This is a genomic window from Burkholderia sp. BCC0397, from assembly GCF_902832865.1.
In the GTDB taxonomy this organism is placed as follows: Bacteria; Pseudomonadota; Gammaproteobacteria; order Burkholderiales; family Burkholderiaceae; genus Burkholderia.
This window is the reverse complement of the sequence record NZ_CADFDL010000003.1, coordinates 278,616-304,056: the sequence shown is the minus strand read 5'-3', so window position 1 is coordinate 304,056 and position 25,441 is coordinate 278,616. Positions and strand designations below refer to the sequence as shown.

Below are 25,441 nucleotides of genomic sequence, written 5' to 3'. Positions count from 1 at the left end.
CGCTTGACCGGCCGGGCCGGCACGCTCAGCGCGCGGGCACGCGCGCGTGAATCCAGGCGATCAGCGCGTCGATCACGCGGTCGCGTTCAAGATCGTTCATCGTTTCGTGGAAGCCGCCTTCGTACAGCGTCAGCGTACGATCGGGCGAGCCGACGCGCGCGCCGAACGCGCGGCTGCCGTCGGGTTCGGTCAGCTTGTCCTCGGTGCCGTGATAGACGAGCACCGGCACGCGCAGCGCGCCGCGGCCGTTCCCGATGCGCGCCATCGCGTCGAGAATCTCCGCGCCGGTGCGTGCGGGCACGGCGTCGTGATGCACGAGCGGGTCGGCGCGATTGGCCGCGACGATGGCCGGATCGCGCGACAGCAGCGCCGCATCGATCCTGATCGCGGGGAAAGTGGGCCACACACGGCTGATGACGCGGCTGACCGCGAGCATCCAGCGCGGCACGTCGCGTCCGGGCGCAAGCGCCGGGCTCGACAGCACGAGGCCCGTCAACGCGTGGCCGCGAGCCGCTGCACGTTCGATCGCGTAGAGCGCCGCGACCGCGCCGCCCATGCTGTGCCCCATCAGGAACAGCGGCGCATCGCCGCGCGCGGCTTCGGCGACCAGCGCATCCGCATCGTTCAGGTAGCCGTCGAAACGCTCGACCCACACGCGTTTGCCGGGCGACTGGCCATGCCCGCGCAGATCGATCGCAAGCACGTCGATGCCGGCTGCGTTCAGCCGGCCGGCGAGCGCGGCATAGCGGCCCGCGTGTTCGGCGAGGCCGTGCACCAGCGCGATCGTCGCGCGCGGCGGCGCGGTGCCATCGGCGGCCGGCCAGCGGTACGACGCCAGTTCGAGCCCGTCCGCGGTACGCAGCCGGCCCATGTGCGGCGCGGGCGCCGATCCGGCGGGGGTGGCGGGTGCGGCGGCCGGCGTGGTGGTGGCGCTCATCTGGCGTGTCTCCGGTTCGTTGGCATGTGTGTTCGGATCATAGTCGCGGCCTTTCCGCGCGGGCCAGGCGGCGCTCCTCTAATTTCGTCTGGTTATGAAAAGATCGAAATCGATTATTAAGGGGAATGAGGGGTTTGCGGTAAAATCGCCGGCTATTCCAGATGCATCGGCGGCCGACTGGCGGGCCAACTCGCCGGCCGGCCGCCGTTTTGTTTACATGATCGAATTACGCAATCTTTCGCAGCGTTTTCCCGGCCCGGGCGGCTGGGTCGAAGCGCTGCACAACGTCAACCTGACGATCCCGCAAGGCGAGGTGTTCGGCATCATCGGCCGAAGCGGCGCCGGCAAGAGCACGCTCGTGCGCACCATCAACCTGCTCACGCGGCCGACCGAAGGCAATGTCGTCGTCGGCGGGCGCGATCTCACGCTGCTGCCGGCCGGTGCGCTGCGCGAGGCGCGCCGCGAGATCGGCATGATCTTCCAGCACTTCAACCTGCTGTCGTCGCGCACGGTGTTCGACAACGTCGCGCTGCCGCTCGAGCTGGCCGGCGCGAGCCGTGCCGACATCGAGGCCGCCGTGCTGCCGCTGCTCGACCTGGTCGGGCTGTCCGCGCAGAAGGATCGCTATCCGGCGCAGATCAGCGGCGGGCAGAAGCAGCGCGTCGGCATCGCCCGCGCGCTGGCGAGCCAGCCGAAGGTGCTGCTGTCGGACGAAGCGACGTCCGCGCTCGATCCCGAAACCACGCGCTCGATCCTCGACCTGCTGAAGCGCATCAACCGCGAGCTCGGCCTGACGATCGTGCTGATCACGCACCAGATGGAAGTGATCAAGCAGGTCTGCGACCGCGTCGCGGTGCTCGACGCGGGGCGCGTGGTCGAGGAAGGCCGCGTGATCGACGTGTTCCTGCAGCCGCATCACGAAGTGACGCGCGCGCTGATCGGCGACGTGATCGCGCAGGAACTGCCGCCCGCGCTGAAGGCACGCGTGGCCGAGCGGCTGAAGACGGGCAGCGGGCATCTGCTGCGGCTGGCGTTCACGGGCTCGGGTGTCGACCAGCCGATCCTGTCGGAGACGATCCGGCGGTACGAACTCGATTTCAACATCCTGCATGGCCAGATCGACGAGATCCAGGGGCAGGCCTTCGGTTCGCTCGCGGTGCTCGCGGGCGGCGAGCCGGGCAAGGTCGGGCAGGCGCTCGCGTTCCTGCGCGAGCAAGGTGTGGTGGTAGAGGAGCTTTCGTATGTTGAGTGAGATGTTCGATATGTTCGTGCAGTCGTTCTGGGAGACGCTGATCATGGTCGGCATCTCCGGGGCGGTCGGCGCGCTCGTCGGCCTGCCGCTCGGCGTGCTGCTCTACCTGACCGACCGCCAGGGCGTGCTGCAGAACCTGGCGGTGAATCGCGTGCTCGGCGGCATCGTGAACGCTGTTCGCTCGACACCGTTCATCATCCTGCTGGTCGCGGTGATCCCGTTCACGCGGCTCGTCACCGGTTCGTCGATCGGCACGGCCGCGGCGGTCGTGCCGCTGACGCTCGCGGCCGCGCCGTTCATCGCGCGTCTCGTCGAAACGGCGCTGCGCGAGGTCGATCGCGGGCTGATCGAAGCCGCGCAGTCGATGGGCGCGACCACGTCGCAGATCGTATTCAAGGTGCTGTTGCCCGAATCGCTGCCGGGCGTCGTCGCGGGCCTGACGATCACGTTCGTGTCGCTGGTCGGCTATTCGGCGATGGCGGGCGCGATCGGCGGCGGCGGGCTCGGCGATCTCGGCATCCGCTACGGTTACCAGCGCTATCTGCCGGAAGTGATGTGGACGGTCGTCGCGATCCTGATCGTGTTCGTGCAGATCGTGCAATCGTTCGGCGACTGGCTGGTGCGCCGGCTGAGCCACAAATAAGACCAAACCGATCCGATAGGGAAGACACGATGCAACGACGCTTCATGCTGAAGTTTGCGGCGGCGCTGGGCGCGGCCGCGCTGTTCGCGGGCGCCCATGCCCAGGCCGAAACCATCAAGGTAGGCGTGACGGGCGGCCCGCACGCGCAGATCATGGAAGTGGTGAAGAAGGTCGCGGCGAAGGACGGCCTGGAGATCCGCATCGTCGAATTCTCCGATTACGTGCAGCCGAATGCCGCGCTCGCGTCGGGCGACCTCGACGCGAACAGCTACCAGCACGATCCGTATCTGCAGGCGCAGGTGAAGGATCGCGGCTACAAGCTGCTCAAGGTCGCGGACACCGTCACGTTCCCGATGGGCATCTATTCGATGCGCGTGAAGTCGCTGGCCGAACTGAAGCCGGGCGCGCGCGTCGCGGTGCCGAACGATCCGACCAACGGCGGCCGCGCGCTGCTGTTGCTGCAGAAGCAGGGGCTGCTGAAGCTGCGTGCGGATGCGGGGCTGAAGGCGACGCCGCTCGATATCGTCGACAATCCGCGCAAGCTGAAGATCGTCGAGCTCGACGCGGCGCAGATCCCGCGCTCGCTCGGCGACGTCGACGCGGCCGCGATCAATACCAACTACGCGATGGAAGCGGGGTTGAAACCGAAGCAGGACGCGATCGCGATCGAGGGCCCGAACGGCCCGTACGCGAACATCCTCGCGATCCGCGAGGCGGACCGGAACAAGCCGTGGGTCGCCAAGCTGATTGCGGCGTATCACTCGGCCGATGTGAAGCAGTTCATCGAAGGCAAGTTCGGCGGCGCGGTCGTTGCTGCCTGGTAACGGGTGGAGCACGGACGCCCGGCGGGATTAGAGTCGATGATCGAAAACCCGGGCTTTGCGTCCGGGTTTTTTCTCTTTTAAAATAGAACGACCGTTCGCTATCATTGGCGCGTCGCCAAGAAGCGGTATCCTCGACAACCATGATGGTTGGGTCCGCCTGGCCGCGCAGTCATGAGGCCTCGCTATAAAATGGCCTCTGGTCGTATTCGTAACTTTGGAGCGTGTGCATGAAAATCCTGGTGCCAGTGAAAAGAGTGGTCGATTACAACGTGAAGGTCCGCGTGAAGTCGGACAACACGGGCGTCGACATCGCGAACGTGAAGATGTCGATGAACCCGTTCGACGAAATCGCGGTGGAAGAAGCCGTGCGCCTGAAGGAAGCGGGCGTCGCGACCGAAGTGATCGCGGTGTCGGTGGGCGTGACGCAAGCGCAGGAAACGCTGCGCACGGCGCTGGCGATCGGCGCGGATCGCGCGATCCTCGTCGAGTCGAACGACAGCGTCGAGCCGCTGGCCGTCGCGAAGATCCTGAAGGCGCTGGTCGACAAGGAACAGCCGCAGCTGGTGATCCTCGGCAAGCAGGCGATCGACGACGATTCGAACCAGACGGGCCAGATGCTGGCCGCGCTGGCCGGCCTGCCTCAAGCGACGTTCGCGTCGAAGGTGACGGTGGCCGACGGCAAGGCAACGGTTGCACGCGAAGTCGACGGCGGCGCGGAAACGCTGTCGCTGACGCTGCCGGCGGTCGTGACGACCGACCTGCGCCTGAACGAGCCGCGCTACGTGACGCTGCCGAACATCATGAAGGCGAAGAAGAAGCCGCTGGAAACCGTGAAGCCGGAAGACCTGGGCGTGGATGTCGCGCCGCGTCTGAAGACGCTGAAGGTGGTCGAGCCGCCGAAGCGCGCAGCCGGCGTGAAGGTGCCGGACGTGAAGACGCTGGTCGAGAAGCTGAAGACCGAAGCCAAGGTTCTGTAAGAGGGAGCGGAAAGAAATGACGATTCTGGTGATTGCAGAACACGACAACGCGTCGATCAAGGCCGCGACGCTGAATACGGTGGCGGCGGCCGCGAAGATCGGCGGCGATATCCACGTGCTGGTCGCGGGCCACAACGCGCAAGCGGCTGCCGACGCGGCAGCAAAAATCGCAGGTGTGTCGAAGGTGCTGCTGGCCGACGCGCCGCAACTGGCCGAAGGCCTGGCGGAAAACGTCGAAGCGACCGCGCTGAACATCGCGAAGGACTACTCGCACATCCTCGCGCCGGCGACGGCCTACGGCAAGAACATCGCCCCGCGCATCGCCGCGAAGCTGGACGTCGCGCAGATCTCGGACATCACGGCAGTCGATTCGGCCGACACGTTCGAGCGCCCGATCTACGCGGGCAACGCGATCGCAACCGTGCAGTCGAGCGACCCGATCAAGGTGATCACGGTGCGTGCGACGGGTTTCGATCCGGTGGCAGCGGAAGGCGGCAGCGCATCGGTCGACAAGATCGAAGCAGCGGCAGACGCAGGCAAGTCGCAGTTCGTGAGCCGTGAGGTGACGAAGCTGGACCGTCCGGAACTGACGTCGGCGAGCATCATCGTGTCGGGCGGCCGCGGTCTGGGCAGCGGCGAGAACTACACGAAGGTGCTCGAGCCGCTGGCCGACAAGCTGTCGGCAGCGCTCGGCGCATCGCGCGCGGCAGTCGATGCAGGCTACGTGCCGAACGACTACCAGGTCGGCCAGACCGGCAAGATCGTCGCACCGCAGCTGTACATCGCGGTCGGCATCTCGGGTGCGATCCAGCATCTGGCCGGCATGAAGGATTCGAAGGTGATCGTCGCGATCAACAAGGATCCCGAAGCACCGATCTTCAGCGTGGCCGACTATGGCCTCGTCGGCGATTTGTTCGCGCTCGTGCCGGAACTCGTGAACGAACTCGGCTGATACGGCGTGACGCTTCGGCGGTAAGCATGCAGCACGAGGGGCGCGACGAGCGCCCCTTTTTTGTTGTGTCTCGCTGAAGAGGAACGAGCGTCGTTCGTCTGGAAGATTCCGGATCGCACCGTGCCGTGCGGAACATATCGTCGCGCACGCACGACCGGTAGCGTCGATTCGCTCGACGGGCGACGAGCGCATGCGCGCGTTGACTGAAGCCTCGTGCCGAGTCGGCACGCGCATTCGCCGAAACGAGAAAGGCGCCCTCGGGCGCCTTTCTCGCTGATGCAACGGGCCCGCATCGCCGCGGGCCGTTCCGATTTACGCGTATGCCGGGCGCGTCTGGCCGGGCGCGTCCTTCAGGTAACGGTGCACCGACAGGTCGTCGGCCTGGATCGCGGGCATCTTGCCCGAGATCAGGTCCGCGAGCAGCTGGCCCGAGCCGCACGACATCGTCCAGCCGAGCGTGCCGTGGCCGGTGTTCAGGAACAGGTTCGACACCGGCGTGCGGCCGACGATCGGCGTGCCGTCCGGTGTCATCGGGCGCAGGCCCGTCCAGAACGTGGCCTTCGACGTATCGCCGCCGCCCGGGAACAGGTCGTTTACGCACATCTCGAGCGTTTCGCGGCGCGCCGCGCGCAGCGTCTTGTCGAAGCCGACGATTTCTGCCATGCCGCCGACGCGGATGCGCTGGTCGAAGCGCGTGATCGCGATCTTGTAGGTCTCGTCGAGCACGGTCGACACGGGCGCGGCGGCTTCGTTGACGATCGGCGCGGTGATCGAATAGCCCTTGAGCGGATAGACGGGAATCTTCATCAGGTTCGAGATGAAGCGGGTCGAGTACGAGCCGAGCGCGACGACGTACGCGTCGGCACGCACCGTCTCGCTGCCGCACTGCACGCCGGCGATCTTGCCGCCCGCGATTGCGAGCGCATCGATCGGCGTGTTGTAGCGGAACTTGACGCCGAGCGATTCGGCGAGCGCGGCGAGGCGCGTCGTGAACAGCTGGCAATCGCCCGTTTCGTCGCCCGGCAGGCGCAGGCCGCCCGTCAGCTTGTGCGAGACGGCGGCGAGCGCCGGTTCGGCATTTTTCAGTTCGGCCGGCGACAGCAGTTCGAACGGCACGTTCGCTTCCTGCAGCACGGCGATGTCCTTCGCCGCGCCGTCGAGCTGCTGCTGCGTGCGGAACAGTTGCAGCGTGCCGCCCGTGCGGCCTTCGTACTCGATGCCGGTATCGGCGCGCAGCGCCTGCAGGCAGTCGCGGCTGTATTCGGCGAGACGGACCATCCGGCCCTTGTTGACTGCATAGCGCTCGGCCGTGCAGTTGCGCAGCATCTGGACCATCCACTGGAGCTGGAAGCGTGTGCCGTCGAGGCGGATCGCGAGCGGCGCGTGCTTTTCGAACATCCACTTGACGGCCTTCAGCGGCACGCCGGGCGCGGCCCACGGCGCCGCATAGCCGGGCGAGATCTGGCCAGCGTTCGCGAAGCTCGTCTCCAGCGCCGGGCCGGCTTCGCGGTCGATCACAGTGACTTCATGGCCGGCGCGCGCAAGGTAATACGCGCTTGCCACGCCCACTACACCGCTGCCCAGAATGACGACTCGCATAGCTGCTCCAGATGGAAGGAATCAGATCGAGGCCGGGCGCACCTGCGGCTCCGTGTAACCTCTAGCTGATCTAGTTTTTTGCGCTATGGTATTGTCGAATGTGCAGTTTTTGTTATTGTATTTTTCTGGTTTTCAGCATAAACAAATGAGAACGCAACGTCAGCCCGTACGCTCGCTCGACAAGCTCGACCGGCGCATCCTGAAACTGCTCCAGAACGACGGCCGGATGGCGATGAAGGACCTCGCGGAACAGGTCGGACTGACCGTCACGCCGTGCATCGAGCGCGTGCGGCGCATGGAGCGCGACGGCGTGATCACCGGCTATCACGCGCGGGTCGACCCGGGTCAATTGGGGGCCGCGCTGCTGGTGTTCGTCGAGATCACGCTCGGCCACAAGGGCGGCAACATGTTCGAGCAATTCCGCCGGGAAGTGATGAAGATCGACGAGGTGCTCGAATGCCATCTCGTCTCCGGCGATTTCGACTACCTGATCAAGGCGCGGATCGGCGAGATGGCCGACTACCGGAAGCTGCTCGGCGACATCCTGCTGCAGTTGCCCGGCGCCGTGCAGTCGAAGAGCTATGTCGTGATGGAAGAAATCAAGGAAACGCTGACGATCGCCGTCGGCGAGTGACGCGCCGGCGGCGTGTTGTCGAGCCCTTTATCCCGCCCTTGGCATGCTGCGCCCAACACTGTATAAATGTACAGTATTGGGCGCAGGCGAATGGGTGGGCATATGGACGATCGGTCCGACAACGAATTTCCGATAGCGCCGCCGGTGCCCCGGAAGGGGCGCGGTGCGGTCGACAACTTGCAGGGGCGATATGAAATCGCGCAGCGCGAAGCGGTGGACGACGGCTGGACGCACGAGTCCGACGATGCCGATTTCCCCGCGCCGCTGCGCACGCAGGTATTCGAGGAGCGGGCGAAGAGCATCCTGACGCACAACCAGTCGCCCGATATTCCGTTCAGCGTGTCGCTCAATCCGTATCGCGGCTGCGAGCACGGTTGTATCTACTGCTTCGCGCGGCCGACGCACAGCTACCTCGGGCTGTCGCCGGGGCTCGATTTCGAAAGCCGCATCTACGCGAAGGTGAATGCGGCCGAACTGCTCGAGCGCGAGATTTCGCGCAAGCGCTACGTGCCGGAGCCGATCGCGCTCGGCGTCAACACCGACGCGTACCAGCCGGTCGAGCGCGACCTGCGCATCACGCGCAGCGTGATCCAGGTGATGCACGATCGCGGGCTGCCGTTCGCGGCGATCACGAAATCGTCGCTGATCGAGCGCGATCTCGACCTGCTCGCGCCGATGGCCGAACGCGGGCAGGTGATGGCGGCGGTCACGATCACGACGCTCGATGCCGAGCTCGCGCGCACGCTCGAGCCGCGTGCGGCCACGCCGGCGCGGCGGTTGCGCACGATCCGCGCGCTGTGCGATGCGGGCGTGCCGGTCGGCGTGAGCATCGCACCGGTGATTCCGTTCGTCACCGAGCCCGACATGGAGCGCGTGCTGGAGGCCTGCGCGGAAGCCGGCGCGACGCATGCGAGCTACATCATCCTGAGGTTGCCGTGGGAGGTCGCGCCGCTATTCAAGCACTGGCTTGCCGCGCATTTTCCCGATCGTGCGGAGCGCGTGATGAACCGCGTGCGCGACATGCGTGGCGGCAAGGATTACGACTCGGATTTCTCGAAACGGATGAAGGGCGAGGGGATCTGGGCCGACCTGTTGCGGCAGCGCTTCCGCCAGGCCGTCAAGCGGCTCGGGTTGAACGAGCGCACGAACGGCATTCTCGATCTGTCGCGGTTCAGCGGTGCGCCGGCCGCTGGGGTGCCGGCGCCGCGTGTCGCGGTTCGTGCAGCCGGCGCGAAGTCGCGCGATGACATGCAGTTGAACCTGTTCTGACCGGCGAGCAACGCAGTCGCCGGTGTGCCGTATCGACCGTATTGGTCGTGCTTACTGCGAAATCTGCTTGGCTGCTTCGACCTGCGATTCGAAGTACGTCTGGAACGACAGCGCGAGTGCGGTCATCAACAGGAACGCGCCGATCAGCAGCGAGAAGATCACGACGAAGATCACGGTCCAGCCCGACTGGCTGTGCTTGCCGGTGTCCGCGTTGAATTGCGCGTCCCATTTTTCGTCGGGGCGCAGCCCGTAGACGAGTGCGGCGAGGAACGCCGCCAGCAGCGAGATCGCGCCGGGTACCGCGAGCCACCAGCCGAGGCCGGCGCTGCGCTGGGTGGCGGCGAGCAGGAGGAAGCCCGGGATGCCGACGATCGTCGCGAGCAGGTGGGCCCAGCCGTACACGTCACGAAAGCCGTGCAGATAGAAGCGGTGCGCGCCGAGCGATCCGAGCAGGAACGCGAGGGCGGCGGTGAGCGTCTTGGAGCGGAAGCGGCGGGGCGATGCGGTGCTGCTGGACATGGATGGCGGCGTATTGTCGTTGGCATGGGCGGCCGGCAGGCCGGCGCGGGCGCGCGGCCCGGCACGCATTCTACGATGCCCGGTCGGGCCCGGTCACCCCTCGCCTGCGTCAAGGTGCCGCATACGTCACGCGGTAGATCGCGCCCGCGTAATCGTCGCTGACGAGCAGCGAGCCGTCCGGCAACGGCAATACGTCGGCCGGGCGTCCCCATACCGTGCCGTCGGGCCGCAGCCAGCCCGTGATGAACGGTGTCTGGCGTGCGTGGCTGCCGTCCGCCGATGCGACCACGCGCATCACGCGGTAGCCGACCTTCGTGCTGCGGTTCCACGAGCCGTGTTCGGCAATGAAGACATTGTTGCGATACGACGCCGGAAACATCGTCCCGGTATAGAAGCGCATCCCGAGCGCCGCGACATGCGCGCCGAGTTTCAGGACGGGCGGCACATAACGGCGGCAGACGTCGGCGCCGCCGAATTCGGGGTCGGGCGTATCGCCGCCGTGGCAGTATGGAAAACCGAAGTCGAGGCCGGTGCGCGGCGCGCGGTTCAGCTTGTCGTCGGGTACGTCGTCGCCCATCATGTCGCGCCCGTTGTCGGTGAACCACAGCTCGCCCGAATCAGGGTGCCATGCAAAGCCGACCGTATTGCGTATGCCGCGAGCGACCACTTCACGCCCGCTGCCGTCGGCGTTCATCCGCGCGATGATCGCGTAGCGGCCGCGATCGGCGAGGCAGGCGTTGCACGGCGCGCCGACCGGCACGTACAACTTGCCGTCGGGGCCGAACGCGATGAATTTCCAGCCGTGATGGTGGTCGGTCGGCAGCGCGTCGGTCACGACGGCAGGAGCGGGCGGTCCGGCGAGCCGGTCGTCGATATGATCGAGGCGCAGGATGCGCGAGACGGCGGATATATAGAGGGCGCCGTCGCGATAGGCGACGCCGACGGGCATGTCGAGCCCGGACGCGACTACGTAGCGTGCGCTGATCCGGCCCTCGTGCATCACGAACGCATGGACGCGGCCGTCCCGCGTGCCGACATACAGGATGCCGCGCGGCGACCACGCCATTTCGCGTGCGGCCGGTACGGCGTCGGTCAGCACGTCCACATGGAAGCCGGGCGGCACGACGAGTTCGTTCACCGGCAGTGGCGCGGCAAACGCCGATGCGGATGCGAGGCAGGCAAGGCTGGCAAGCAGCGCCGCGAATGGTGGGCGCTGCACGCGGCGCATCGGGGCGGCGCGAAGGGGCGGCATGATGGTCGAGAGCATCCTGGACACGACGATTGTAGGCCCGGCGGACGGGCCGTCCGCGGATTTTTACGCGTAAGTGTTTGTTGTACCTCTGGTTTCCGGCTATAATCGCGTGTTTCAGTAGTTTCGAACCCGGTTTTCCGAAGGACATCATATGGTTATCATCCGTCTGGCTCGTGGCGGCTCGAAGAAGCGCCCGTTCTACAACATCGTTGCTACCGATTCGCGTAACCGTCGTGACGGCCGCTTCATCGAGCGCGTCGGCTTCTACAACCCGGTCGCCACGAAGGGCGAATCGCTGCGTATCGCTCAGGATCGCCTGACGTACTGGCAAGGCGTTGGCGCGCAACTGTCGCCGACCGTCCAGCGTCTCGTGAAGGAAGCGCAAAAGGCGCAACCGGCTGCCTAACATGGCACGGTGTGCCGGTCGTACCGGCTGTGAGGTGCATTGATGGCGGGTCACGATTCCGGTAATGCAGGGCGCGGGCGTGCGTCATTCGGCGCATTCGTCCGCAAGCCGGTCGAGCGCGACACGGTCGCGAACGCCGGTCAGGCTGCCGCACAAGGCAGTCCCGAAGCGACGCAAGCCTGGCCCGACGATGCCGTCGAGGTCGGGGCGGTGGTCGACGCCTACGGCCTGAAGGGCTGGGTCAAGGTGGCGACGCATGCCGATGCCGGTCGCGGTGGCGACGCGCTGCTCAACGCGCGTCGCTGGTGGCTGGAACGCGGTGCGGATCGGCTTTCCGTCCGCATCATGCAGTCGAAGACGCACAGCGACACTGTCGTTGCGCAACCCGCGGGCGTCAGCGACCGCGATGCCGCGCTGTCCATGCGCGGCTTTCGCGTGTTCGTGCGCCGGGGAGATTTCCCGGCACTGGCCGCGGACGAATTCTATTGGGTCGACCTGATCGGTCTCGAGGTGGTCAACGAGCAATCGGTGGCGCTCGGGAAGGTGAGCGGGATGATCGACAACGGCGTGCATTCGATCATGCGTGTCGAGTATCCGGCAACCGGCAAAGACGGTCAGCCGACCACCGACGAGCGGTTGATTCCGTTCGTCGGCGTCTACGTCAAAACGGTGGATCAGGCGGCGCGTCGCATCGTCGTCGACTGGGAAGCCGATTACTGAAATGAACCAGGTTACCGAGAGCGCGGTGCAGTTCGACGTCGTCACGCTCTTTCCCGAGATGTTCCGCGCACTGACCGACTGGGGAATCACCAGCCGGGCCGTCAAGCAGGGGCGCTTCGGGCTGCGCACCTGGAACCCGCGTGATTTCACGACGGACAACTACCGCACGGTCGACGATCGTCCGTACGGCGGCGGTCCGGGCATGGTGATGCTGGCCAGGCCGCTCGAAGCCGCGATCGACGCCGCGAAAGCGGCGCAGGTGGAGCAGGGCATCGCGAGCACGCGCGTCGTGATGATGTCGCCGCAAGGCGCGCCGCTCACGCATGATCGTGCGGTGCGGATGGCGCAGGAACCCGGCGTCGTCGTGCTGTGCGGTCGCTACGAAGCGATAGACCAGCGCCTGCTCGACCGTTGCGTCGACGAGGAAATCAGCCTCGGCGATTTCGTGCTGTCGGGCGGCGAACTGCCGGCGATGGCGCTGATGGATGCGGTCGTGCGGTTGCTGCCCGGCGTGCTGAACGATTCGCTGTCGGCCGTGCAGGACAGCTTCGCCGACGGCCTGCTCGATTGTCCGCACTACACGCGCCCGGAGGAATACGATGGCGTGCGCGTGCCGGACGTGCTGCTCGGCGGGCATCATGCCGAGATCGAGCGGTGGCGGCGCCAGGAAGCATTGAGGAATACGTTGCGGAAGCGGCCGGACCTGATCGTCCGGGCGCGCCGCGAGAAGTTGTTGAGCCGCGCCGACGAAGCGTGGCTCGCGAACCTCGCACGCGAAGCGAAGGACGCCTCCTGAGGCGGCTGCGCGAGCGGGAATTGGCGGTGCCGTACATGCGTGTGCGGCGCCTGATGTGAATCCATCCTCTATCGGGGCCAGGCCTGGAAGCAGGCGGGTGTGAACGCCGACACGATGGCATAAGGAGTCAGTAATGAATCTGATCGCAAAACTTGAGCAGGAAGAGATCGAGCGCGCGCTCGCCGGCAAGACGATCCCCGAATTCGCCCCGGGCGACACGGTGATCGTGAACGTGAACGTGGTTGAAGGTACCCGCAAGCGCGTTCAGGCTTACGAAGGCGTCGTGATCGCGATTCGCAATCGTGGTCTGAACTCGAACTTCATCGTCCGCAAGATCTCGTCGGGCGAAGGCGTCGAGCGTACGTTCCAGACCTACTCGCCGCTGCTGGCGAGCATCGTCGTGAAGCGTCGCGGTGATGTGCGTCGTGCGAAGCTGTACTACCTGCGCGAGCGTTCGGGCAAGTCGGCTCGTATCAAGGAAAAGCTGGTGTCGAAGGATCGCGCCGCAGCAGCTTCCCAAGAGTAAGAGCTGTAAGGAAAAAGCACCCAACCGGGTGCTTTTTTCATTCTGGCGCGACAATATGCTCGATACGACACGAACCCGAGAGCTCCATTGAATCGCCGCCCCATCATCGATCCCGAAGTATTGCCGGTCGAAGGCACCGGTGCCGGCCTGCCTGTCATCGATTCCCGGCTGATGACGCCGTCCGGCCTGCGCGAACGGTTCGCGCGCACGCTCGAATGGAGCGTCGAGCCCGGCGAAGCGAGGCTGCAGGAAGGCGTCGATCCACGTAGCGCGGCCGTCCTCATGCCGCTCGTCGTCCGCGAGTCGGGCCTCACCGTGCTGCTGACGCAGCGCGCCGATCACCTGAACGACCACGCCGGACAGATCAGCTTTCCCGGTGGTCGTCGCGAGCCGTTCGACCGCGACGCCACCGCCACCGCGTTGCGCGAGGCGAAGGAGGAGATCGGGCTGGCCGCCGAACGCGTCGAGATTCTCGGTGTGCTGCCCGACTACCTGACCGGCACGGGTTTCTGCGTGACGCCGGTGGCCGGCCTCGTGCATCCGCCGTTCACCGTGCAGGCCGACACGTTCGAAGTTGCCGAAATTTTCGAAGTGCCGCTCGCGTTCGTGATGAATCCCGCGAACCATCAGATCCGCGTGTTCCGGTGGGAAGGCGGCGAGCGTCGTTTTTTTGCCATGCCCTATCCGAACGGCGAACCGGGCGGGCATTACTTCATCTGGGGCGCAACTGCCGCCATGTTTCGCAATCTGTATCGCTTCTTGGCCGCCAGCTAGGCGGGCGCGCCGGCCGGTGCGTGCGACCGGCTGCCGGGCGACCGCGCCGGCAGCCATGCGCGGCTGACGCTGTGCTATCGTTATGCGAAAAATGACATAACTCCGAAGACGGCGCCACGCATGACTTTCTTTTCGGTTCTCCTCGCTCTCATCATCGAACAGGTCCGCGCGTTGTCGCCGAGCAATCCGGTGTTCGCGCTGTTCCAGTTTCATGCGGAAACCGTCGCACATGGCCTCGACGCCGGCAAGCAGAAGCACGGGCTCCTCGCATGGCTCGCGGTCGTGCTGCCGTGGGTGCTGATCGTCGCGCTGATCTATTTCCTGCTGTACAAGGTGAGCTTCGTGCTCGCGTTCCTGTGGAACGTCGTCGTCGTGTATTTCACGCTCGGCTTCCGCCAGTTCAGCCACTACTTCACCGATATCCATCTCGCGCTCAACAACGACGACGTGCCGCGCGCGCGCGAAATCCTGCACGAGTGGACGGGCATCGACACGGTCGACATGCCGGTCGGCGAAATCGTCCGCCATACGCTGATCCACGCGGTCGTTGCGTCGCATCGCCACGTGTTCGGCGTGTTCTTCTGGTACGTGCTGCCGATCGGCCCGGCCGGCGCCGTGCTGTACCGGATTTCCGAATACCTCGCGCGCAGCTGGTCGACGCCGGGCGACGACCGCACGGCTGCCTTCTCGACGTTCGCGCAGCGCGCGTTCTTCGTGATCGACTGGATTCCGTCCCGGCTGACTGCGCTCGGCTTCGCGATCGTCGGCAATTTCGAGGATGCGATCTACGCGTGGCGCAACCATACGCGCCAGTGGCCCGACCCGAACGACGGCGTATTGCTGGCCGCCGGCAGCGGGGCGCTCGGCGCGCGTCTTGCGGGGCCGCTCGCGGAACCGTCGAGCCTCGATGCGCTGGCGGTCGGTGACAGCGGTCCGTTGACGGTTGGTGACGATTGCACGCCGCGCACGCTGCAGTCGGCGGTGGGCCTCGTGTGGCGCGCGGTGATCCTGTGGATGATCCTGCTGCTGATGCTGACGCTGGCCGTCTGGGTATCGTGACGCGCTAACCCGGCGCCCGATGAAATGAAAAGGCCGGCTTGATGCCGGCCTTTTCGCTGTGCGTCAGCGCAGTGCGTTCAGTCATCGAGCGGGTCGCGCACGGCGCCGCATTGCCAGCACGCGGTGAATTGCGCTTCGAGCGCTTCGCCGCACTGCCGGCAGCGCCAGGGTGCTGCGCCGGCCGACGGGCCGTGCGACGCGGCATCGAGGAGCCGGCGGGCGAGCGCGTCGTCGCGTTCGTCGTCGAGCCACAGTTCGGGCGTGCACGCATCGGCGGGCAGGCCGCCGAGCGCACCGGTCGCGTAGCAGTTGTGCAGCTCGCAACCGATGCCGGCCACCTGGAGCACGTTGGCCCAATGCTGCGCGGTCGCGAGGTCGGGTGCCTTGAAACGCATCGCCGCTCCTGTCGATGAAGGTCGGCCCGCCTGGCGGTGGCCGGCCGTCGCACACGTCGCGCGATCAGCGGACGATCTGGCTCGCCTCGTGCACGAGCTGCGCGTACAGCGCGTGCCGGGACGGCGCGATGCGGCCGTCGGCGACGGCTTCGAGGATCGCGCAGCCGGGCTCGTGCAGATGATGACAATTATAGAAACGGCAGTCCGCGAGCAGCGGCCGGAATTCCGGAAACGCGCGCTCGAGGCGGCCTTCGGTCAGGTGGTAGAGGCCGAATTCCTGGAAGCCCGGCGAATCGATCAGCGCACCGCCGCCTTCCAGCGGATACAGGCGCGTGAACGTCGTCGTGTGACGGCCGCTGTTCAGCGCGGCCGAAATCTCGCGGGTCGCGGCTTCGGCGTCGGGCACGAGCAGGTTCACGAGCGTCGACTTGCCCATCCCGGACTGGCCGAGCAGGATCGTCGAATGCCCGGCGAGATGCGGCATCAGCTGTGCGCGCGCGTCGTCCGGCGCGCCTTTCACCGACAGCTCGAGCACGTCGTAGCCGAGCGCGCGATACGGCGCGAGGCGTTCGCGCGCAACCGGCAGCGCAGCCTTGACGTCGATCTTGTTCAGCACGACGAGCGGCTTCAGCTCGTTCGCCTCGGCAGAGATCAGCGCGCGGCCGAGCAGATCCTCGCTGAAATAGGGCTCGGTCGCGAGCACGATCAGCAACTGGTCGAGGTTCGCCGCGAACAGCTTCGACTTGAACTGGTCCGAGCGGTACAGCAGGTTGCGCCGTTCGCCGATCTCCACGATCACGCCCTGGTCGGCCGACGCGAGTTCGTACGCGACGCGGTCGCCGACCGCGATGTCGCTCTTCTTGCCGCGCGGGAAGCATTGCAGCATCGGGCCGCCGTCGTCGGGGGCGACGATGTAGTGGCGGCCGTGCGCCGCGATCACGCGGCCTTCGGCCCGTTGCGCGCCCGATGCGCGCGGGGCCGGCTTGCGGGAGGTCGGCTGGCTCATGCGTGCTGCAGCAGGCGGTCGATCCGCTGCGACGCAGGCGGATGCGAGTAGTAGAAGGCCGTGTAGACGGGGTCGGGCGTCAGCGTCGACGCGTTGTCCTCATAGAGTTTCACGAGCGCGCTGACGAGATCCTGCGCGTCGGTCTGGCTGGCGGCGAACGCATCGGCCTCGAATTCGTGCTTGCGCGACGTGAGGCTGCTGAACGGCGTCGCGAAGAACAGGAACACCGGAATCGCGAGGAAGAACAGGATGAGCGCGGCGCCCGCGTTGCTGGTGTCGAGCGACGGCGTGACGCCGAGCCCCGTATAGAACCACGTGCGTTGCGCGAGCCAGCCGAGCAGCGCGAGCAGCACGAGGCTCAGCACGAACGACACGAGCATCCGCTTCATCACGTGGCGGCGCTTGAAGTGGCCGAGCTCGTGCGCGAGCACGGCTTCGATCTCCTGGCCGGACAGGCGCGCGAGCAGCGTGTCGAAGAACACGATCCGCTTGGAGGCGCCGAAGCCCGTGAAGTACGCGTTGCCGTGCGCGGAGCGGCGGCTGCCGTCCATCACGAACAGCCCCTTCGCCGCGAAGCCGCAGCGCTTCATCAGCGACTCGATGCGCGCGCGCAGCGCGTCGTCCTTCAGCGGCTCGAACTTGTTGAAGAGCGGCGCGATGAAGGTCGGGTAGATCAGCAGCACGAGCAGCTGGAACGCGACCCACACGATCCAGGTCCACAGCCACCACAGGCTGCCGGCCTGGTTCATCAGCCACAGCACGACGAACAGCAGCGGCAGGCCGAGTGCGGCGCCGAGCAGCGCATTCTTCAGCATGTCGGTGAAGAACAGCCGCTTCGTCATCCGGTTGAAGCCGAAACGCTGCTCGATCCCGAACTGGCGGTAATACTCGAACGGGACGTCGATCACGCTCGTGATCACGAGCACCGCGGCGACCAGCGCGACCTGCTGCCCGTAGCCGCGGCCGAGCCAGCCGGTCAGCAGCGTGTCGAGCGCGCCGACGCCGCCGAGCAGCGTGAGGCCGACCAGCACGGCCGCGCTGACGACGATCTCGAGCATCGTCAGCCGGGTGCGCTCGACCGTGTAATCGGCCGCGCGCTGGTGGGCGGTCAGCGGGATGGTGGCGCTGAACTGCGCGGGCACGCCGTTGCGGTGCGCGGCGACGAAGCGGATCTGCCGCGACGCGAGCCACAGCTTGGTGACGACCATCGCGAGTACGGCGATCGCGAACAGCAGGGTGAACGAAAAGGGTGACATCGAAGGCGCCAAAGGGTTCTATGCGAGAATTATATGTTCTTGCGGACCGGCCCCGCTGATGCGATGCCGGCCGCCCGGGCGGCGCCGCATCGGCGCGCCCGGTCCGCCATTTTCCAGGATGAATCATGACCGATACCGCCGCTTCCGCCAGCCAGCCCGCGCTCGTGCGCAACGAGTTGAACCTCGTCTGGCTCGACATGGAGATGACGGGCCTCGACCCGGATAACGACCGCATCATCGAGATCGCGGTCGTCGTGACCAATTCCACGCTCGACGTCGCCGTCGAGGGCCCGGTGTTCGCGATTCACCAGAGCGACGAGACGCTCGCGAAGATGGACGACTGGAACAAGTCGACGCACGGCCGCTCGGGGCTGATCGACCGCGTGCGCGCATCGACCGTGACCGAGGCGGAAGCCGCCGCGCAACTGCAGGCGTTCCTCGCGCAGTACGTGTCGCCGGGCAAGTCGCCGATGTGCGGCAACTCGATTTGCCAGGACCGCCGCTTCATGGCGCGCTGGATGCCGGAATTCGAGCGGTTCTTCCACTACCGCAACCTCGACGTCAGCACGCTCAAGGAGCTGTGCCGCCGCTGGCAGCCCGCGATCTACAAGGGTTTCCAGAAGCGGGCGATGCACACGGCGCTCGCCGACATCCACGAGTCGATCGACGAGCTGAAGTACTACCGCGAGCATTTCCTGATTCCGGCCGCATCGGCGCCGGCAGGCGATTCCGTGCCGGCCGCCTGAGCGGGCCGGCACGCGCGCCACGCTCGGCAAACGCTCAGCGCCGCGCGCTTTTCGGCCGGAACGCCGCGACCACCGCGGCGTCGGTCTCGATATACGGGCCGCCGATCAGGTCGATGCAGTAGGGCACCGCGGCGAAGATGCCGGGCACGGTCGACTTGCCGTCGGCGTCGCGCAGCCCTTCCAGCGTTTCCCGGATCGACTTCGGCTGGCCGGGCAGGTTGATGATCAGCGCCGCATGGTCGGCCGTTTCGCGGATCACCGCGACCTGCCGCGACAGGATCGCGGTCGGCACGAAATTCAGGCTGATCTGCCGCATCTGTTCGCCGAATCCCGGCATTTCCTTCGTCGCCACGGCCAGCGTGGCTTCCGGCGTCACGTCGCGGCGCGCGGGGCCCGTGCCGCCCGTCGTCAGCACGAGGTCGCAGCCGGCGACGTCGACGAGCTCGGCAAGCGTGGCCGAGATCGTCGGCGCGTCGTCCTGGATCAGGCGCGTTTCGGCGCGCCACGGCGAAACCAGCGTGCCGGCGAGCCATTCCTGCAGCGCCGGAATGCCCTTGTCCTCGTAGACGCCCGTACTCGCGCGGTCGCTGATCGACACGAGGCCGACCACGAGCTCGTCCGGATGGTTAGGCCTCGTCGTCATGGTCGTCTCCGGCGTCGTCGGCCGCTTCGTCATCGCCGCCGGGCGTGCCGCTCGCGGTCTTGATCCACTGGAACAGCTCGCGGAAATAGCGCGGCGGCTTGCCTTGCTGTGCTTCCTTGCGCGCGTTGCGGATCAGCGTGCGGCCTTCCTGGATGTCGGCGTCCGGGTGCTGGCGCAGGAATTCGGTCAGCGCGTCGTCGTTGGCGAGCAACTGGTCGCGCGTGCGCTCGATCCAGTGCAGGCGGGCCGTCGCGGCCTTGTTCACGCCGCGTTGCGCGTCGAGCGCGGTGCGCAGCGCGGCCGTTTCGTCGTCGGTCAGCGAGCGCATCACGCGGCCGACGTACTGGAGCTGGCGGCGCTTGCCTTCGTGATCGGTGATCCGGCGCGCCTCGCGCACGGCGTCCGACAGACTTTCGGGCATCGGCATGCGCTTCAGTGCGTCTTTCGGCAGGTCGACGAGCGCCTGGCCGAGCACCTGCAACTCGTGCATCTCGCGCTTCAACTGGGATTTGCTGGGGCGATCGTAGCCATTGTCGTCGGCTTCGGCGGCAGGCTCGATCGGCTGGATTCGGGTTTTGCGTGTCATGGGCCGCATTGTATCGCGGCGCGGATACCCCAAGCTTGTCTGTGTCCGGCCCCGGACCTTGCTATGATCGCGGGATACGCAACATTTTGACCATGCGGGCGCCCGCCCGCCACCGGATACCAAGACGATGGCAGCCAATCTCGACGTACAAGCGCGCTATTTCCCGCACACGCAGGACCAGCTCAAAGAAATCGCATCGGACATCCTTCGCCATGCGAAGGCGCTCGGCGCGACGGACGCCGCGACCGAAATCTCCGAAGGCGACGGCCTGTCGGTGTCGGTGCGCCGCGGCGAAGTCGAAACGATCGAGCACAACCGCGACAAGATGGTCGGCGTCACCGTGTTCATCGGCAAGAAGCGCGGCAACGCGAGCACGTCGGACTTCTCGCCGGCCGCGATCAAGGATACCGTCGCCGCCGCCTACAACATCGCGCGCTTCACGGCCGAGGACGAAGCGGCCGGCCTCGCCGAAGCCGAGCTGCTCGAAACCGACCCGCGCGACCTCGATCTGTACCACCCGTGGGCGCTGTCGGCCGACGAGGCCGTCGAGCTCGCCCGCCGCGCGGAAGACGCCGCGTTCGCGGTCAGCCCACAGATTCGCAATTCGGAAGGCGCGAGCGTGTCGGCGCAGCACTCGCAGTTCGTGCTCGCGACGTCGCGCGGCTTCCTTGCCGGCTATCCGTACTCGCGCCACTACATCGCATGCGCGCCGATCGCGGGCAGCGGCCGCCACATGCAGCGCGACGACTGGTATTCGTCGAAGCGCAGCGCGATCGATCTCGCCGCGCCCGAAGCGGTGGGCCGTTACGCGGCCGAACGCGCGCTCGCGCGGATGGGCGCGCGCCGTCTCGACACCCGCAAGGTGCCCGTGCTGTTCGAGGCGCCGCTCGCGGCCGGCCTGCTCGGCGCATTCGTGCAGGCGGTGAGCGGCGGCGCGCTGTATCGCAAGACGTCGTTTCTCGTCGACAGCCTCGGCAAGCCGGTGTTCGCGCCGCACGTCCAGGTCGTCGAGGATCCGCACGTACCGCGCGCGATGGGCAGCGCGCCGTTCGACGAGGAAGGCGTGCGCACGCGTGCGCGCAGCGTCGTGAAGGACGGCGTCGTCGAAGGCTATTTCCTGTCGACCTATTCGGCACGCAAGCTCGGCACGCAAACCACCGGTAACGCAGGCGGCTCGCACAACCTCGCGCTGCGCAGCTCGAACACGCAGGCGGGCGACGACTTCGACGCGATGCTGAAGAAGCTCGGCACGGGCTTGCTGCTGACCGAGCTGATGGGGCAGGGCGTGAACTACGTGACGGGCGACTATTCGCGCGGCGCGGCGGGTTTCTGGGTGGAGAACGGCGTGATCCAGTATCCGGTCGAGGAAATCACCGTTGCCAGCACGCTGCAGGAGATGTTCCGCCATATCGTCGCGATCGGCGCGGATTCGATCGTGCGCGGGACGAAGGAAACCGGCTCGGTGCTGATCGAGCAGATGACGATCGCAGGCCAGTAAGCCGCGCGCGGCGCAGGCCGCCAGGAAACGAAAAGCCCGACCGGCGCGAGCCAGTCGGGCTTTTTTCATCGTGCGGAAGAAGACGTCAGTCGCGCTTGCGGGTGTAGACGACGAACGCATAGCCGAACGTGTTCGGCGCGGCAGCCTGATGCGCGTCGCGCGAGATTTCCTGCCAGTGCGCGGCGTCGGGCGCCGGGAACGACGCGTCGCCGTCGAAGTCGGCGTCGATCTCGGTGACGACCAGCTTGTCGGCGAGCGTGAGACCTTCCGCGTAGAGTTGCGCACCGCCGATCAGGAATGCCTCGGGCACGCCGTCGCGCGCGGCGAGCGCCAGTGCATCGGCGAGCGACGTGACCGTGTCGCAGCCTTCGAAGCGGCGCGTGGCGTCGCGCGTGACGACGATATTGCGGCGGCCAGGCAGCGGCCGGCCGATCGATTCATGGGTCTTGCGGCCCATCACGATCGGCGCGCCCATCGTCGTGCGCTTGAAGAACGCGAGATCCTCGGGAAGTTTCCAGGGCAACTGGTTGTCGCGGCCGATGATGCCGTTGCGGGCACGCGCGACGATCAGGGTCAACGTCGTCATGAAGGTCGGGGAAGAGGGAAAACGGAATGGGGCCGATTTTACCGGAACGGCGGCGCGCGCCGGATTCCGCACGCTGGCGCGGGCATCGGCGTTTCTGGCGTCGTGCGCCGCGACGCGTGATGCCCCGCGTCGCGACGACCGTCCGAATAAAAAGCGTGCCCGCCGGGGGACGGAGCACAAAATCGGTTTATGTCGCGAGATCGGCGATGCCGGTTCTGCTCGATGGCATCCCGTTCGACCGGATCATCAGTTCAATATGTAATCCTGATTGCATTGAAGCGGCGAATGCTCAGGGATGCATATTGCCTCGCGCGTTGCCTGCCATCGCATGCCGGATGTCACCCGGTTGCGGCGCCGGCGCCGGTAGCGGCAGCGGCATTGGCAACTGGGGCGGCGGCGGGATCTCGTCCCACAGCGTCACGGAGGCTTTGGCGGCCGGCAGCGGTTGCGGCGCCGACACGGTCACGATACCGAACCCGTTGCCGTGCTGCCTGCTCGGCGTGTTGTCGGCAAGCAGCATGGTGCGATCCGGCTGCATGCTTTCGTCCGCGCATGCCGGAGCAGGCGGGCCGGCGGCCGAGAGCAGAAGCGTCATCGGCACGAAAGGAAGTAAAAGAGGTTTTCGCATGGCGACTGTCTCCGATCGTGTACGTATTCAGCGAAATACATGCCACCGTACCGGGACCATTGCCGCCATTGCGATTCGCGCTCGAGCGTTGCGAATGGTGGCCGAAAACGCCTGAAAAATGTTTCAGGCCTGAAACGATGGGGCTCGGGAATACTGCTGATTCAATCAATACGCTTCAAGGATGAAAATCGGCGCATGTGTTGATGACGAAACCCTTCCTGCGCATGTGCTATGTGCAGATGATTGATCTGCATCGACCTCCTGAGCGATTCGGCCGTATCGCCCTCGGCGCTGAAACGGGTTTGTCGTATTCGGTGCCTATAACCAAGCTGTCTTGATCAAAAATTACTGGACGCGAGATAAGCGCCATCATGCGAGGCTGCGTCGTTGCCGCGCATCGGCATGGCGAATCGAGCCACCTCTGGCTGACCCGATTCGATCCTTTTGCACGCGCTCGGACGTGTGCGGCAATCGTCAGACGGTTGATGAACGGGGTGAGCTATGGGAGCTGATCAGCGGCACGTGATCTACTATTCGCGCGAACCGAACGACGCGTTGCGCGGCCATTTCGACGAATGCGGCTGGCGCGTCGATCTGGCCGAGACCGTGCGCGATGTGCGGCGCGTCGTGCAGCACGGCGTGGCAACCGCCGGCCTGCTCGATTTCTCGCCGGGCTTCAAGCCGTCGGACCTGCGCGAACTCGAATCCTGCCTGAGCATCCAGCACATCGGCTGGATCGCGGCGACGCGGCGCGGCCAGTTGCAGGACGCGACGCTGCGCCATCTCATTCGCGACTATTGCTTCGACTACGTGACGATGCCGTACGAAACGGCGCGGATCGTCGAGACCGTCGGTCATGCGCACGGCATGGTCGCACTGACCGATCCCGTTTCGTCGCCCGTCGGCGCCGGGCGCAGCGAAGGCGAGATGGTCGGCACCTGCGATGCGATGCTCGGGCTCTTCAGGACGATCCGCCGTGTCGCGGCGACCGACGCACCGGTGTTCATTTCCGGCGAGTCGGGCACGGGCAAGGAGCTGACGGCGATCGCGATTCACGAGCGTTCGTCGCGCGCGCAGGCGCCGTTCATCGCGATCAATTGCGGGGCGATTCCGTCGACGCTGCTGCAGGCCGAACTGTTCGGCTATGAACGCGGCGCGTTCACCGGCGCGAACCAGCGCAAGATCGGCCGTGTCGAGGCCGCCAACAGTGGCACGCTGTTTCTCGACGAGATCGGCGATCTGCCGCTCGAAAGCCAGGCGAGCCTGCTGCGCTTCCTGCAGGAAGGCAAGATCGAGCGGCTCGGCGCGCATGTGTCGATACCGGTCGATGTACGCGTGATCTGCGCGACGCATGTGGACATGGAGGCGGCGCTGCGCGAAGGGCGGTTCCGCGAGGACCTGTTTCACCGGCTGTGCGTGCTGAAGATCGAGGAGCCGCCGCTGCGTGCGCGCGGCAAGGACATCGAGGTGCTCGCGCGCCACATGCTCGAGCGCTTCAAGGGCGATGCGCATCGCCGCCTGCGCGGCTTTTCCCCGGATGCGGTCGCGTCGCTGTACGGCTATTCGTGGCCGGGCAACGTGCGCGAGCTGATCAACCGTGTGCGCCGCGCGATCGTGATGTCCGAAGGCCGGATGATCACCGCGGCCGATCTCGAGCTGAACGCCTATGCGACGCTCGCCCCGGTGTCGCTGCTGGAGGCGCGCGAGGCGGCCGAACGGCAGGCGATCGAGCAGGCGCTGCTGCGCCATCGCGGGCGTTTTGCCGATGCCGCGAGGGAGCTCGGCGTGTCGCGCGTCACGCTCTACCGGCTGATGTGCGCGCACGGCATGCGCGATCGCGGCGACACGCTGGCAGGGTTTTCGGTGCCGTTGCCGGAGCTTCCGCGCCACGCTTGCTAAAATCGGCGGGTACGGTCGCCCCTCGCGGCCGAAGGAACCCGCATGAAACAGTATCTCGATCTCGTTCGTACCATTCTCGACACCGGCGCCTGGCAGGAGAACCGCACGGGAATCCGTACCATCAGCATGCCGGGCGCGATGCTGCGCTTCGACCTGCAGCAAGGCTTCCCGGCCGTGACGACCAAGAAGCTCGCGTTCAAGTCCGCGATCGGCGAACTGGTCGGCTTCCTGCGCGCGTCGCGCAGCGCGGCAGAGTTCCGCGCGCTCGGCTGCAAGGTGTGGGATGCGAACGCGAACGAGAACGCGCAGTGGCTCGCGAATCCGTATCGCCAGGGCGTCGACGATCTGGGCGACGTATACGGCGTGCAATGGCGCCAGTGGCCGGGCTACAAGGTGCTCGATGCGAGCGCCGACGCGCAGATCGCCGATGCGACGCGCCGCGGCTTCCGGATCGTCACGCGTTTCGACGAAGACGGCGCGCCGAAGGTGCTGCTGTACAAGGCGATCGACCAGTTGCGCCAGTGCCTGGACACGATCATGGAGAACCCGTCCGATCGCCGCATCCTGTTTCACGCGTGGAATCCGGCCGTGCTCGACCAGATCGCGCTGCCCGCATGCCATCTGCTGTACCAGTTCCTGCCGAACGCGACGAAGCGCGAGATTTCGCTGTGCCTGTACATCCGCAGCAACGACGTCGGCCTCGGCACGCCGTTCAATCTGACGGAAGGGGCCGCGCTGCTGTCGCTCGTCGGCCGGCTGACAGGCTACACGCCGCGCTGGTTCACGTATTTCATCGGCGACGCGCACATCTACGAGAACCAGCTCGACATGCTGCAGCAGCAGCTCACGCGCGAGCCGTACGAAAGCCCGCGGCTCGAGATTGCCGAGCGCGTGCCCGAGTACGCGAAGACGGGCGTCTATGCGCCCGAATGGCTGGAGCAGGTCGAGCCGTCCGATTTCTCGCTCGTCGGCTACCGCCACCATGAGCCGCTGACCGCACCGATGGCGGTCTGATCGCGCGGCTGGGGCCGCGCGGTTGCATCGATCCGCACCCCGCAA

The 25,441-nt window shown here is 66.3% G+C and carries 29 protein-coding genes; 18 read left to right on the top strand and 11 right to left on the bottom strand.

Annotated elements, in window-relative coordinates:
• Window positions 1-25: 25 nt before the first annotated feature.
• On the bottom strand, window positions 26-937 hold the full coding sequence (locus tag HWX03_RS11515; RefSeq protein ID WP_175871317.1) for an alpha/beta hydrolase: 912 nt from the start codon (window positions 935-937) through the stop codon (window positions 26-28).
• 217 nt (window positions 938-1,154) lie between these two features.
• Here HWX03_RS11515 and HWX03_RS11510 point away from each other — a divergent pair, with 217 nt between their 5' ends.
• The 5 genes from HWX03_RS11510 (at window position 1,155) to HWX03_RS11490 (ending at window position 5,585) form a co-directional block, all read left to right on the top strand.
• Entirely contained in the window at window positions 1,155-2,189 is a 1,035-nt protein-coding gene (locus tag HWX03_RS11510; RefSeq protein WP_174388303.1) for a methionine ABC transporter ATP-binding protein, read from the top strand.
• A complete protein-coding gene (locus tag HWX03_RS11505; protein ID WP_006486982.1) occupies window positions 2,179-2,832 on the top strand; it encodes a methionine ABC transporter permease in 654 nt (217 codons plus the stop codon). The genes HWX03_RS11510 and HWX03_RS11505 overlap by 11 nt, the downstream gene beginning before the upstream one ends.
• Before the next feature lie 29 nt (window positions 2,833-2,861).
• A complete protein-coding gene (locus HWX03_RS11500) occupies window positions 2,862-3,656 on the top strand; it encodes a MetQ/NlpA family ABC transporter substrate-binding protein (RefSeq protein ID WP_175871316.1) in 795 nt (264 codons plus the stop codon).
• 227 nt (window positions 3,657-3,883) lie between these two features.
• Window positions 3,884-4,633: an electron transfer flavoprotein subunit beta/FixA family protein gene (locus HWX03_RS11495; RefSeq protein WP_006496532.1), complete on the top strand. Its 750-nt coding sequence runs from the start codon at window positions 3,884-3,886 to the stop codon at window positions 4,631-4,633.
• A 16-nt stretch (window positions 4,634-4,649) separates the two neighbouring features.
• Window positions 4,650-5,585, top strand: coding sequence for an electron transfer flavoprotein subunit alpha/FixB family protein (locus HWX03_RS11490; RefSeq protein ID WP_175871315.1), 936 nt, complete (start codon window positions 4,650-4,652; stop codon window positions 5,583-5,585).
• A 312-nt stretch (window positions 5,586-5,897) separates the two neighbouring features.
• Here the strand turns inward: HWX03_RS11490 and HWX03_RS11485 are convergent, their stop codons facing one another.
• Window positions 5,898-7,184 (bottom strand): D-amino acid dehydrogenase, encoded by a 1,287-nt coding sequence (locus HWX03_RS11485; protein WP_175871314.1) that lies wholly within the window; start codon window positions 7,182-7,184, stop codon window positions 5,898-5,900.
• 145 nt (window positions 7,185-7,329) lie between these two features.
• On the opposite strand from HWX03_RS11485, the gene HWX03_RS11480 reads away from it, so the two are divergent.
• Window positions 7,330-7,818 carry an Lrp/AsnC ligand binding domain-containing protein gene (locus HWX03_RS11480; protein ID WP_174432343.1) on the top strand — a complete coding sequence of 163 codons (489 nt, stop codon included), beginning with the start codon at window positions 7,330-7,332 and terminating at the stop codon, window positions 7,816-7,818.
• 90 nt (window positions 7,819-7,908) lie between these two features.
• The gene (locus HWX03_RS11475) at window positions 7,909-9,087 is read left to right on the top strand and encodes a PA0069 family radical SAM protein (protein WP_175871313.1); all 1,179 of its coding nucleotides are present in this window, start codon (window positions 7,909-7,911) and stop codon (window positions 9,085-9,087) included.
• A 51-nt stretch (window positions 9,088-9,138) separates the two neighbouring features.
• On the opposite strand, the gene HWX03_RS11470 is transcribed toward HWX03_RS11475, so the two are convergent.
• Both HWX03_RS11470 and HWX03_RS11465 read right to left on the bottom strand, forming a co-directional pair.
• Entirely contained in the window at window positions 9,139-9,606 is a 468-nt protein-coding gene (locus HWX03_RS11470) for an NINE protein (protein WP_174432345.1), read from the bottom strand.
• A gap of 109 nt (window positions 9,607-9,715) precedes the next feature.
• Entirely contained in the window at window positions 9,716-10,858 is a 1,143-nt protein-coding gene (locus HWX03_RS11465) for a PQQ-dependent sugar dehydrogenase (RefSeq protein WP_175871312.1), read from the bottom strand.
• A 151-nt stretch (window positions 10,859-11,009) separates the two neighbouring features.
• On the opposite strand from HWX03_RS11465, the gene rpsP reads away from it, so the two are divergent.
• From rpsP to HWX03_RS11435, 6 genes are all read left to right on the top strand, one after another.
• Window positions 11,010-11,264, top strand: coding sequence for a 30S ribosomal protein S16 (gene rpsP, locus HWX03_RS11460; RefSeq protein ID WP_006476550.1), 255 nt, complete (start codon window positions 11,010-11,012; stop codon window positions 11,262-11,264).
• A 42-nt stretch (window positions 11,265-11,306) separates the two neighbouring features.
• Window positions 11,307-11,984: a ribosome maturation factor RimM gene (rimM, locus tag HWX03_RS11455; RefSeq protein WP_175871311.1), complete on the top strand. Its 678-nt coding sequence runs from the start codon at window positions 11,307-11,309 to the stop codon at window positions 11,982-11,984.
• A gap of 1 nt (window position 11,985) precedes the next feature.
• Window positions 11,986-12,780 (top strand): tRNA (guanosine(37)-N1)-methyltransferase TrmD, encoded by a 795-nt coding sequence (gene trmD / locus HWX03_RS11450; RefSeq protein WP_175871310.1) that lies wholly within the window; start codon window positions 11,986-11,988, stop codon window positions 12,778-12,780.
• Between the two features lie 133 nt (window positions 12,781-12,913).
• On the top strand, window positions 12,914-13,306 hold the full coding sequence (gene rplS / locus HWX03_RS11445; RefSeq protein ID WP_085039768.1) for a 50S ribosomal protein L19: 393 nt from the start codon (window positions 12,914-12,916) through the stop codon (window positions 13,304-13,306).
• An 87-nt stretch (window positions 13,307-13,393) separates the two neighbouring features.
• Window positions 13,394-14,080: a CoA pyrophosphatase gene (locus HWX03_RS11440; protein WP_175871309.1), complete on the top strand. Its 687-nt coding sequence runs from the start codon at window positions 13,394-13,396 to the stop codon at window positions 14,078-14,080.
• Between the two features lie 120 nt (window positions 14,081-14,200).
• Window positions 14,201-15,139 (top strand): CobD/CbiB family protein, encoded by a 939-nt coding sequence (locus HWX03_RS11435; protein ID WP_174388293.1) that lies wholly within the window; start codon window positions 14,201-14,203, stop codon window positions 15,137-15,139.
• A gap of 77 nt (window positions 15,140-15,216) precedes the next feature.
• On the opposite strand, the gene HWX03_RS11430 is transcribed toward HWX03_RS11435, so the two are convergent.
• The 3 genes from HWX03_RS11430 to HWX03_RS11420 all read right to left on the bottom strand — a co-directional run bounded on the left by HWX03_RS11430 (window position 15,217) and on the right by HWX03_RS11420 (window position 17,796).
• Window positions 15,217-15,534, bottom strand: coding sequence for a hypothetical protein (locus tag HWX03_RS11430; RefSeq protein WP_011351362.1), 318 nt, complete (start codon window positions 15,532-15,534; stop codon window positions 15,217-15,219).
• 64 nt (window positions 15,535-15,598) lie between these two features.
• Window positions 15,599-16,540: a ribosome small subunit-dependent GTPase A gene (rsgA, locus tag HWX03_RS11425; protein WP_175871308.1), complete on the bottom strand. Its 942-nt coding sequence runs from the start codon at window positions 16,538-16,540 to the stop codon at window positions 15,599-15,601.
• Window positions 16,537-17,796 carry a M48 family metallopeptidase gene (locus HWX03_RS11420; RefSeq protein WP_175871307.1) on the bottom strand — a complete coding sequence of 420 codons (1,260 nt, stop codon included), beginning with the start codon at window positions 17,794-17,796 and terminating at the stop codon, window positions 16,537-16,539. Before HWX03_RS11420 ends, rsgA begins: the two co-directional genes overlap by 4 nt.
• A 125-nt stretch (window positions 17,797-17,921) precedes the next feature.
• Between HWX03_RS11420 and orn the strand changes: the two genes are divergently transcribed.
• A complete protein-coding gene (orn, locus tag HWX03_RS11415; protein WP_050011510.1) occupies window positions 17,922-18,542 on the top strand; it encodes an oligoribonuclease in 621 nt (206 codons plus the stop codon).
• Window positions 18,543-18,576: 34 nt separating this feature from the next.
• Here orn and mog read toward each other — a convergent pair whose 3' ends face one another.
• Together mog and yjgA are read right to left on the bottom strand one after the other, a co-directional pair.
• Window positions 18,577-19,185 carry a molybdopterin adenylyltransferase gene (gene mog / locus HWX03_RS11410; RefSeq protein WP_175871306.1) on the bottom strand — a complete coding sequence of 203 codons (609 nt, stop codon included), beginning with the start codon at window positions 19,183-19,185 and terminating at the stop codon, window positions 18,577-18,579.
• Entirely contained in the window at window positions 19,169-19,771 is a 603-nt protein-coding gene (yjgA, locus tag HWX03_RS11405) for a ribosome biogenesis factor YjgA (RefSeq protein ID WP_279612226.1), read from the bottom strand. Before yjgA ends, mog begins: the two co-directional genes overlap by 17 nt.
• A 127-nt stretch (window positions 19,772-19,898) precedes the next feature.
• Between yjgA and pmbA the strand changes: the two genes are divergently transcribed.
• Window positions 19,899-21,269 (top strand): metalloprotease PmbA, encoded by a 1,371-nt coding sequence (pmbA, locus tag HWX03_RS11400; protein ID WP_048984630.1) that lies wholly within the window; start codon window positions 19,899-19,901, stop codon window positions 21,267-21,269.
• 85 nt (window positions 21,270-21,354) lie between these two features.
• On the opposite strand, the gene HWX03_RS11395 is transcribed toward pmbA, so the two are convergent.
• Entirely contained in the window at window positions 21,355-21,855 is a 501-nt protein-coding gene (locus HWX03_RS11395) for a dihydrofolate reductase (protein WP_174432353.1), read from the bottom strand.
• On the opposite strand from HWX03_RS11395, the gene HWX03_RS11390 reads away from it, so the two are divergent.
• Window positions 21,854-22,117: a hypothetical protein gene (locus HWX03_RS11390; protein WP_175871304.1), complete on the top strand. Its 264-nt coding sequence runs from the start codon at window positions 21,854-21,856 to the stop codon at window positions 22,115-22,117. The genes HWX03_RS11395 and HWX03_RS11390 overlap by 2 nt on opposite strands.
• A 27-nt stretch (window positions 22,118-22,144) precedes the next feature.
• Here HWX03_RS11390 and HWX03_RS11385 read toward each other — a convergent pair whose 3' ends face one another.
• The gene (locus tag HWX03_RS11385) at window positions 22,145-22,483 is read right to left on the bottom strand and encodes a hypothetical protein (protein WP_175871303.1); all 339 of its coding nucleotides are present in this window, start codon (window positions 22,481-22,483) and stop codon (window positions 22,145-22,147) included.
• A 501-nt stretch (window positions 22,484-22,984) separates the two neighbouring features.
• On the opposite strand from HWX03_RS11385, the gene HWX03_RS11380 reads away from it, so the two are divergent.
• Together HWX03_RS11380 and HWX03_RS11375 are read left to right on the top strand one after the other, a co-directional pair.
• Window positions 22,985-24,382 carry a sigma-54 dependent transcriptional regulator gene (locus tag HWX03_RS11380; protein ID WP_175871302.1) on the top strand — a complete coding sequence of 466 codons (1,398 nt, stop codon included), beginning with the start codon at window positions 22,985-22,987 and terminating at the stop codon, window positions 24,380-24,382.
• A 42-nt stretch (window positions 24,383-24,424) separates the two neighbouring features.
• Window positions 24,425-25,396 (top strand): thymidylate synthase, encoded by a 972-nt coding sequence (locus HWX03_RS11375; RefSeq protein WP_175871301.1) that lies wholly within the window; start codon window positions 24,425-24,427, stop codon window positions 25,394-25,396.
• Window positions 25,397-25,441: the final 45 nt, after the last annotated feature.

Coding starts and splice junctions, on each gene's coding strand:
- HWX03_RS11435 (WP_174388293.1), top strand. CDS start 14,201: ATGACTTTCTTTTCGGTTCTCCTCGCTCTCATCATCGAACAGGTCCGC.
- HWX03_RS11430 (WP_011351362.1), bottom strand. CDS start 15,534: ATGCGTTTCAAGGCACCCGACCTCGCGACCGCGCAGCATTGGGCCAAC.
- orn (WP_050011510.1), top strand. CDS start 17,922: ATGACCGATACCGCCGCTTCCGCCAGCCAGCCCGCGCTCGTGCGCAAC.
- HWX03_RS11465 (WP_175871312.1), bottom strand. CDS start 10,858: ATGCCGCCCCTTCGCGCCGCCCCGATGCGCCGCGTGCAGCGCCCACCA.
- HWX03_RS11375 (WP_175871301.1), top strand. CDS start 24,425: ATGAAACAGTATCTCGATCTCGTTCGTACCATTCTCGACACCGGCGCC.
- rimM (WP_175871311.1), top strand. CDS start 11,307: ATGGCGGGTCACGATTCCGGTAATGCAGGGCGCGGGCGTGCGTCATTC.
- HWX03_RS11475 (WP_175871313.1), top strand. CDS start 7,909: ATGGGTGGGCATATGGACGATCGGTCCGACAACGAATTTCCGATAGCG.
- rpsP (WP_006476550.1), top strand. CDS start 11,010: ATGGTTATCATCCGTCTGGCTCGTGGCGGCTCGAAGAAGCGCCCGTTC.
- HWX03_RS11495 (WP_006496532.1), top strand. CDS start 3,884: ATGAAAATCCTGGTGCCAGTGAAAAGAGTGGTCGATTACAACGTGAAG.
- HWX03_RS11505 (WP_006486982.1), top strand. CDS start 2,179: ATGTTGAGTGAGATGTTCGATATGTTCGTGCAGTCGTTCTGGGAGACG.
- HWX03_RS11500 (WP_175871316.1), top strand. CDS start 2,862: ATGCAACGACGCTTCATGCTGAAGTTTGCGGCGGCGCTGGGCGCGGCC.
- pmbA (WP_048984630.1), top strand. CDS start 19,899: ATGGCAGCCAATCTCGACGTACAAGCGCGCTATTTCCCGCACACGCAG.
- mog (WP_175871306.1), bottom strand. CDS start 19,185: ATGACGACGAGGCCTAACCATCCGGACGAGCTCGTGGTCGGCCTCGTG.
- HWX03_RS11420 (WP_175871307.1), bottom strand. CDS start 17,796: ATGTCACCCTTTTCGTTCACCCTGCTGTTCGCGATCGCCGTACTCGCG.
- HWX03_RS11380 (WP_175871302.1), top strand. CDS start 22,985: ATGGGAGCTGATCAGCGGCACGTGATCTACTATTCGCGCGAACCGAAC.
- rplS (WP_085039768.1), top strand. CDS start 12,914: ATGAATCTGATCGCAAAACTTGAGCAGGAAGAGATCGAGCGCGCGCTC.
- rsgA (WP_175871308.1), bottom strand. CDS start 16,540: ATGAGCCAGCCGACCTCCCGCAAGCCGGCCCCGCGCGCATCGGGCGCG.
- HWX03_RS11395 (WP_174432353.1), bottom strand. CDS start 21,855: ATGACGACGTTGACCCTGATCGTCGCGCGTGCCCGCAACGGCATCATC.
- trmD (WP_175871310.1), top strand. CDS start 11,986: ATGAACCAGGTTACCGAGAGCGCGGTGCAGTTCGACGTCGTCACGCTC.
- yjgA (WP_279612226.1), bottom strand. CDS start 19,771: ATGACACGCAAAACCCGAATCCAGCCGATCGAGCCTGCCGCCGAAGCC.
- HWX03_RS11490 (WP_175871315.1), top strand. CDS start 4,650: ATGACGATTCTGGTGATTGCAGAACACGACAACGCGTCGATCAAGGCC.
- HWX03_RS11515 (WP_175871317.1), bottom strand. CDS start 937: ATGAGCGCCACCACCACGCCGGCCGCCGCACCCGCCACCCCCGCCGGA.
- HWX03_RS11390 (WP_175871304.1), top strand. CDS start 21,854: ATGAAGGTCGGGGAAGAGGGAAAACGGAATGGGGCCGATTTTACCGGA.
- HWX03_RS11480 (WP_174432343.1), top strand. CDS start 7,330: ATGAGAACGCAACGTCAGCCCGTACGCTCGCTCGACAAGCTCGACCGG.
- HWX03_RS11485 (WP_175871314.1), bottom strand. CDS start 7,184: ATGCGAGTCGTCATTCTGGGCAGCGGTGTAGTGGGCGTGGCAAGCGCG.
- HWX03_RS11510 (WP_174388303.1), top strand. CDS start 1,155: ATGATCGAATTACGCAATCTTTCGCAGCGTTTTCCCGGCCCGGGCGGC.
- HWX03_RS11385 (WP_175871303.1), bottom strand. CDS start 22,483: ATGCGAAAACCTCTTTTACTTCCTTTCGTGCCGATGACGCTTCTGCTC.
- HWX03_RS11470 (WP_174432345.1), bottom strand. CDS start 9,606: ATGTCCAGCAGCACCGCATCGCCCCGCCGCTTCCGCTCCAAGACGCTC.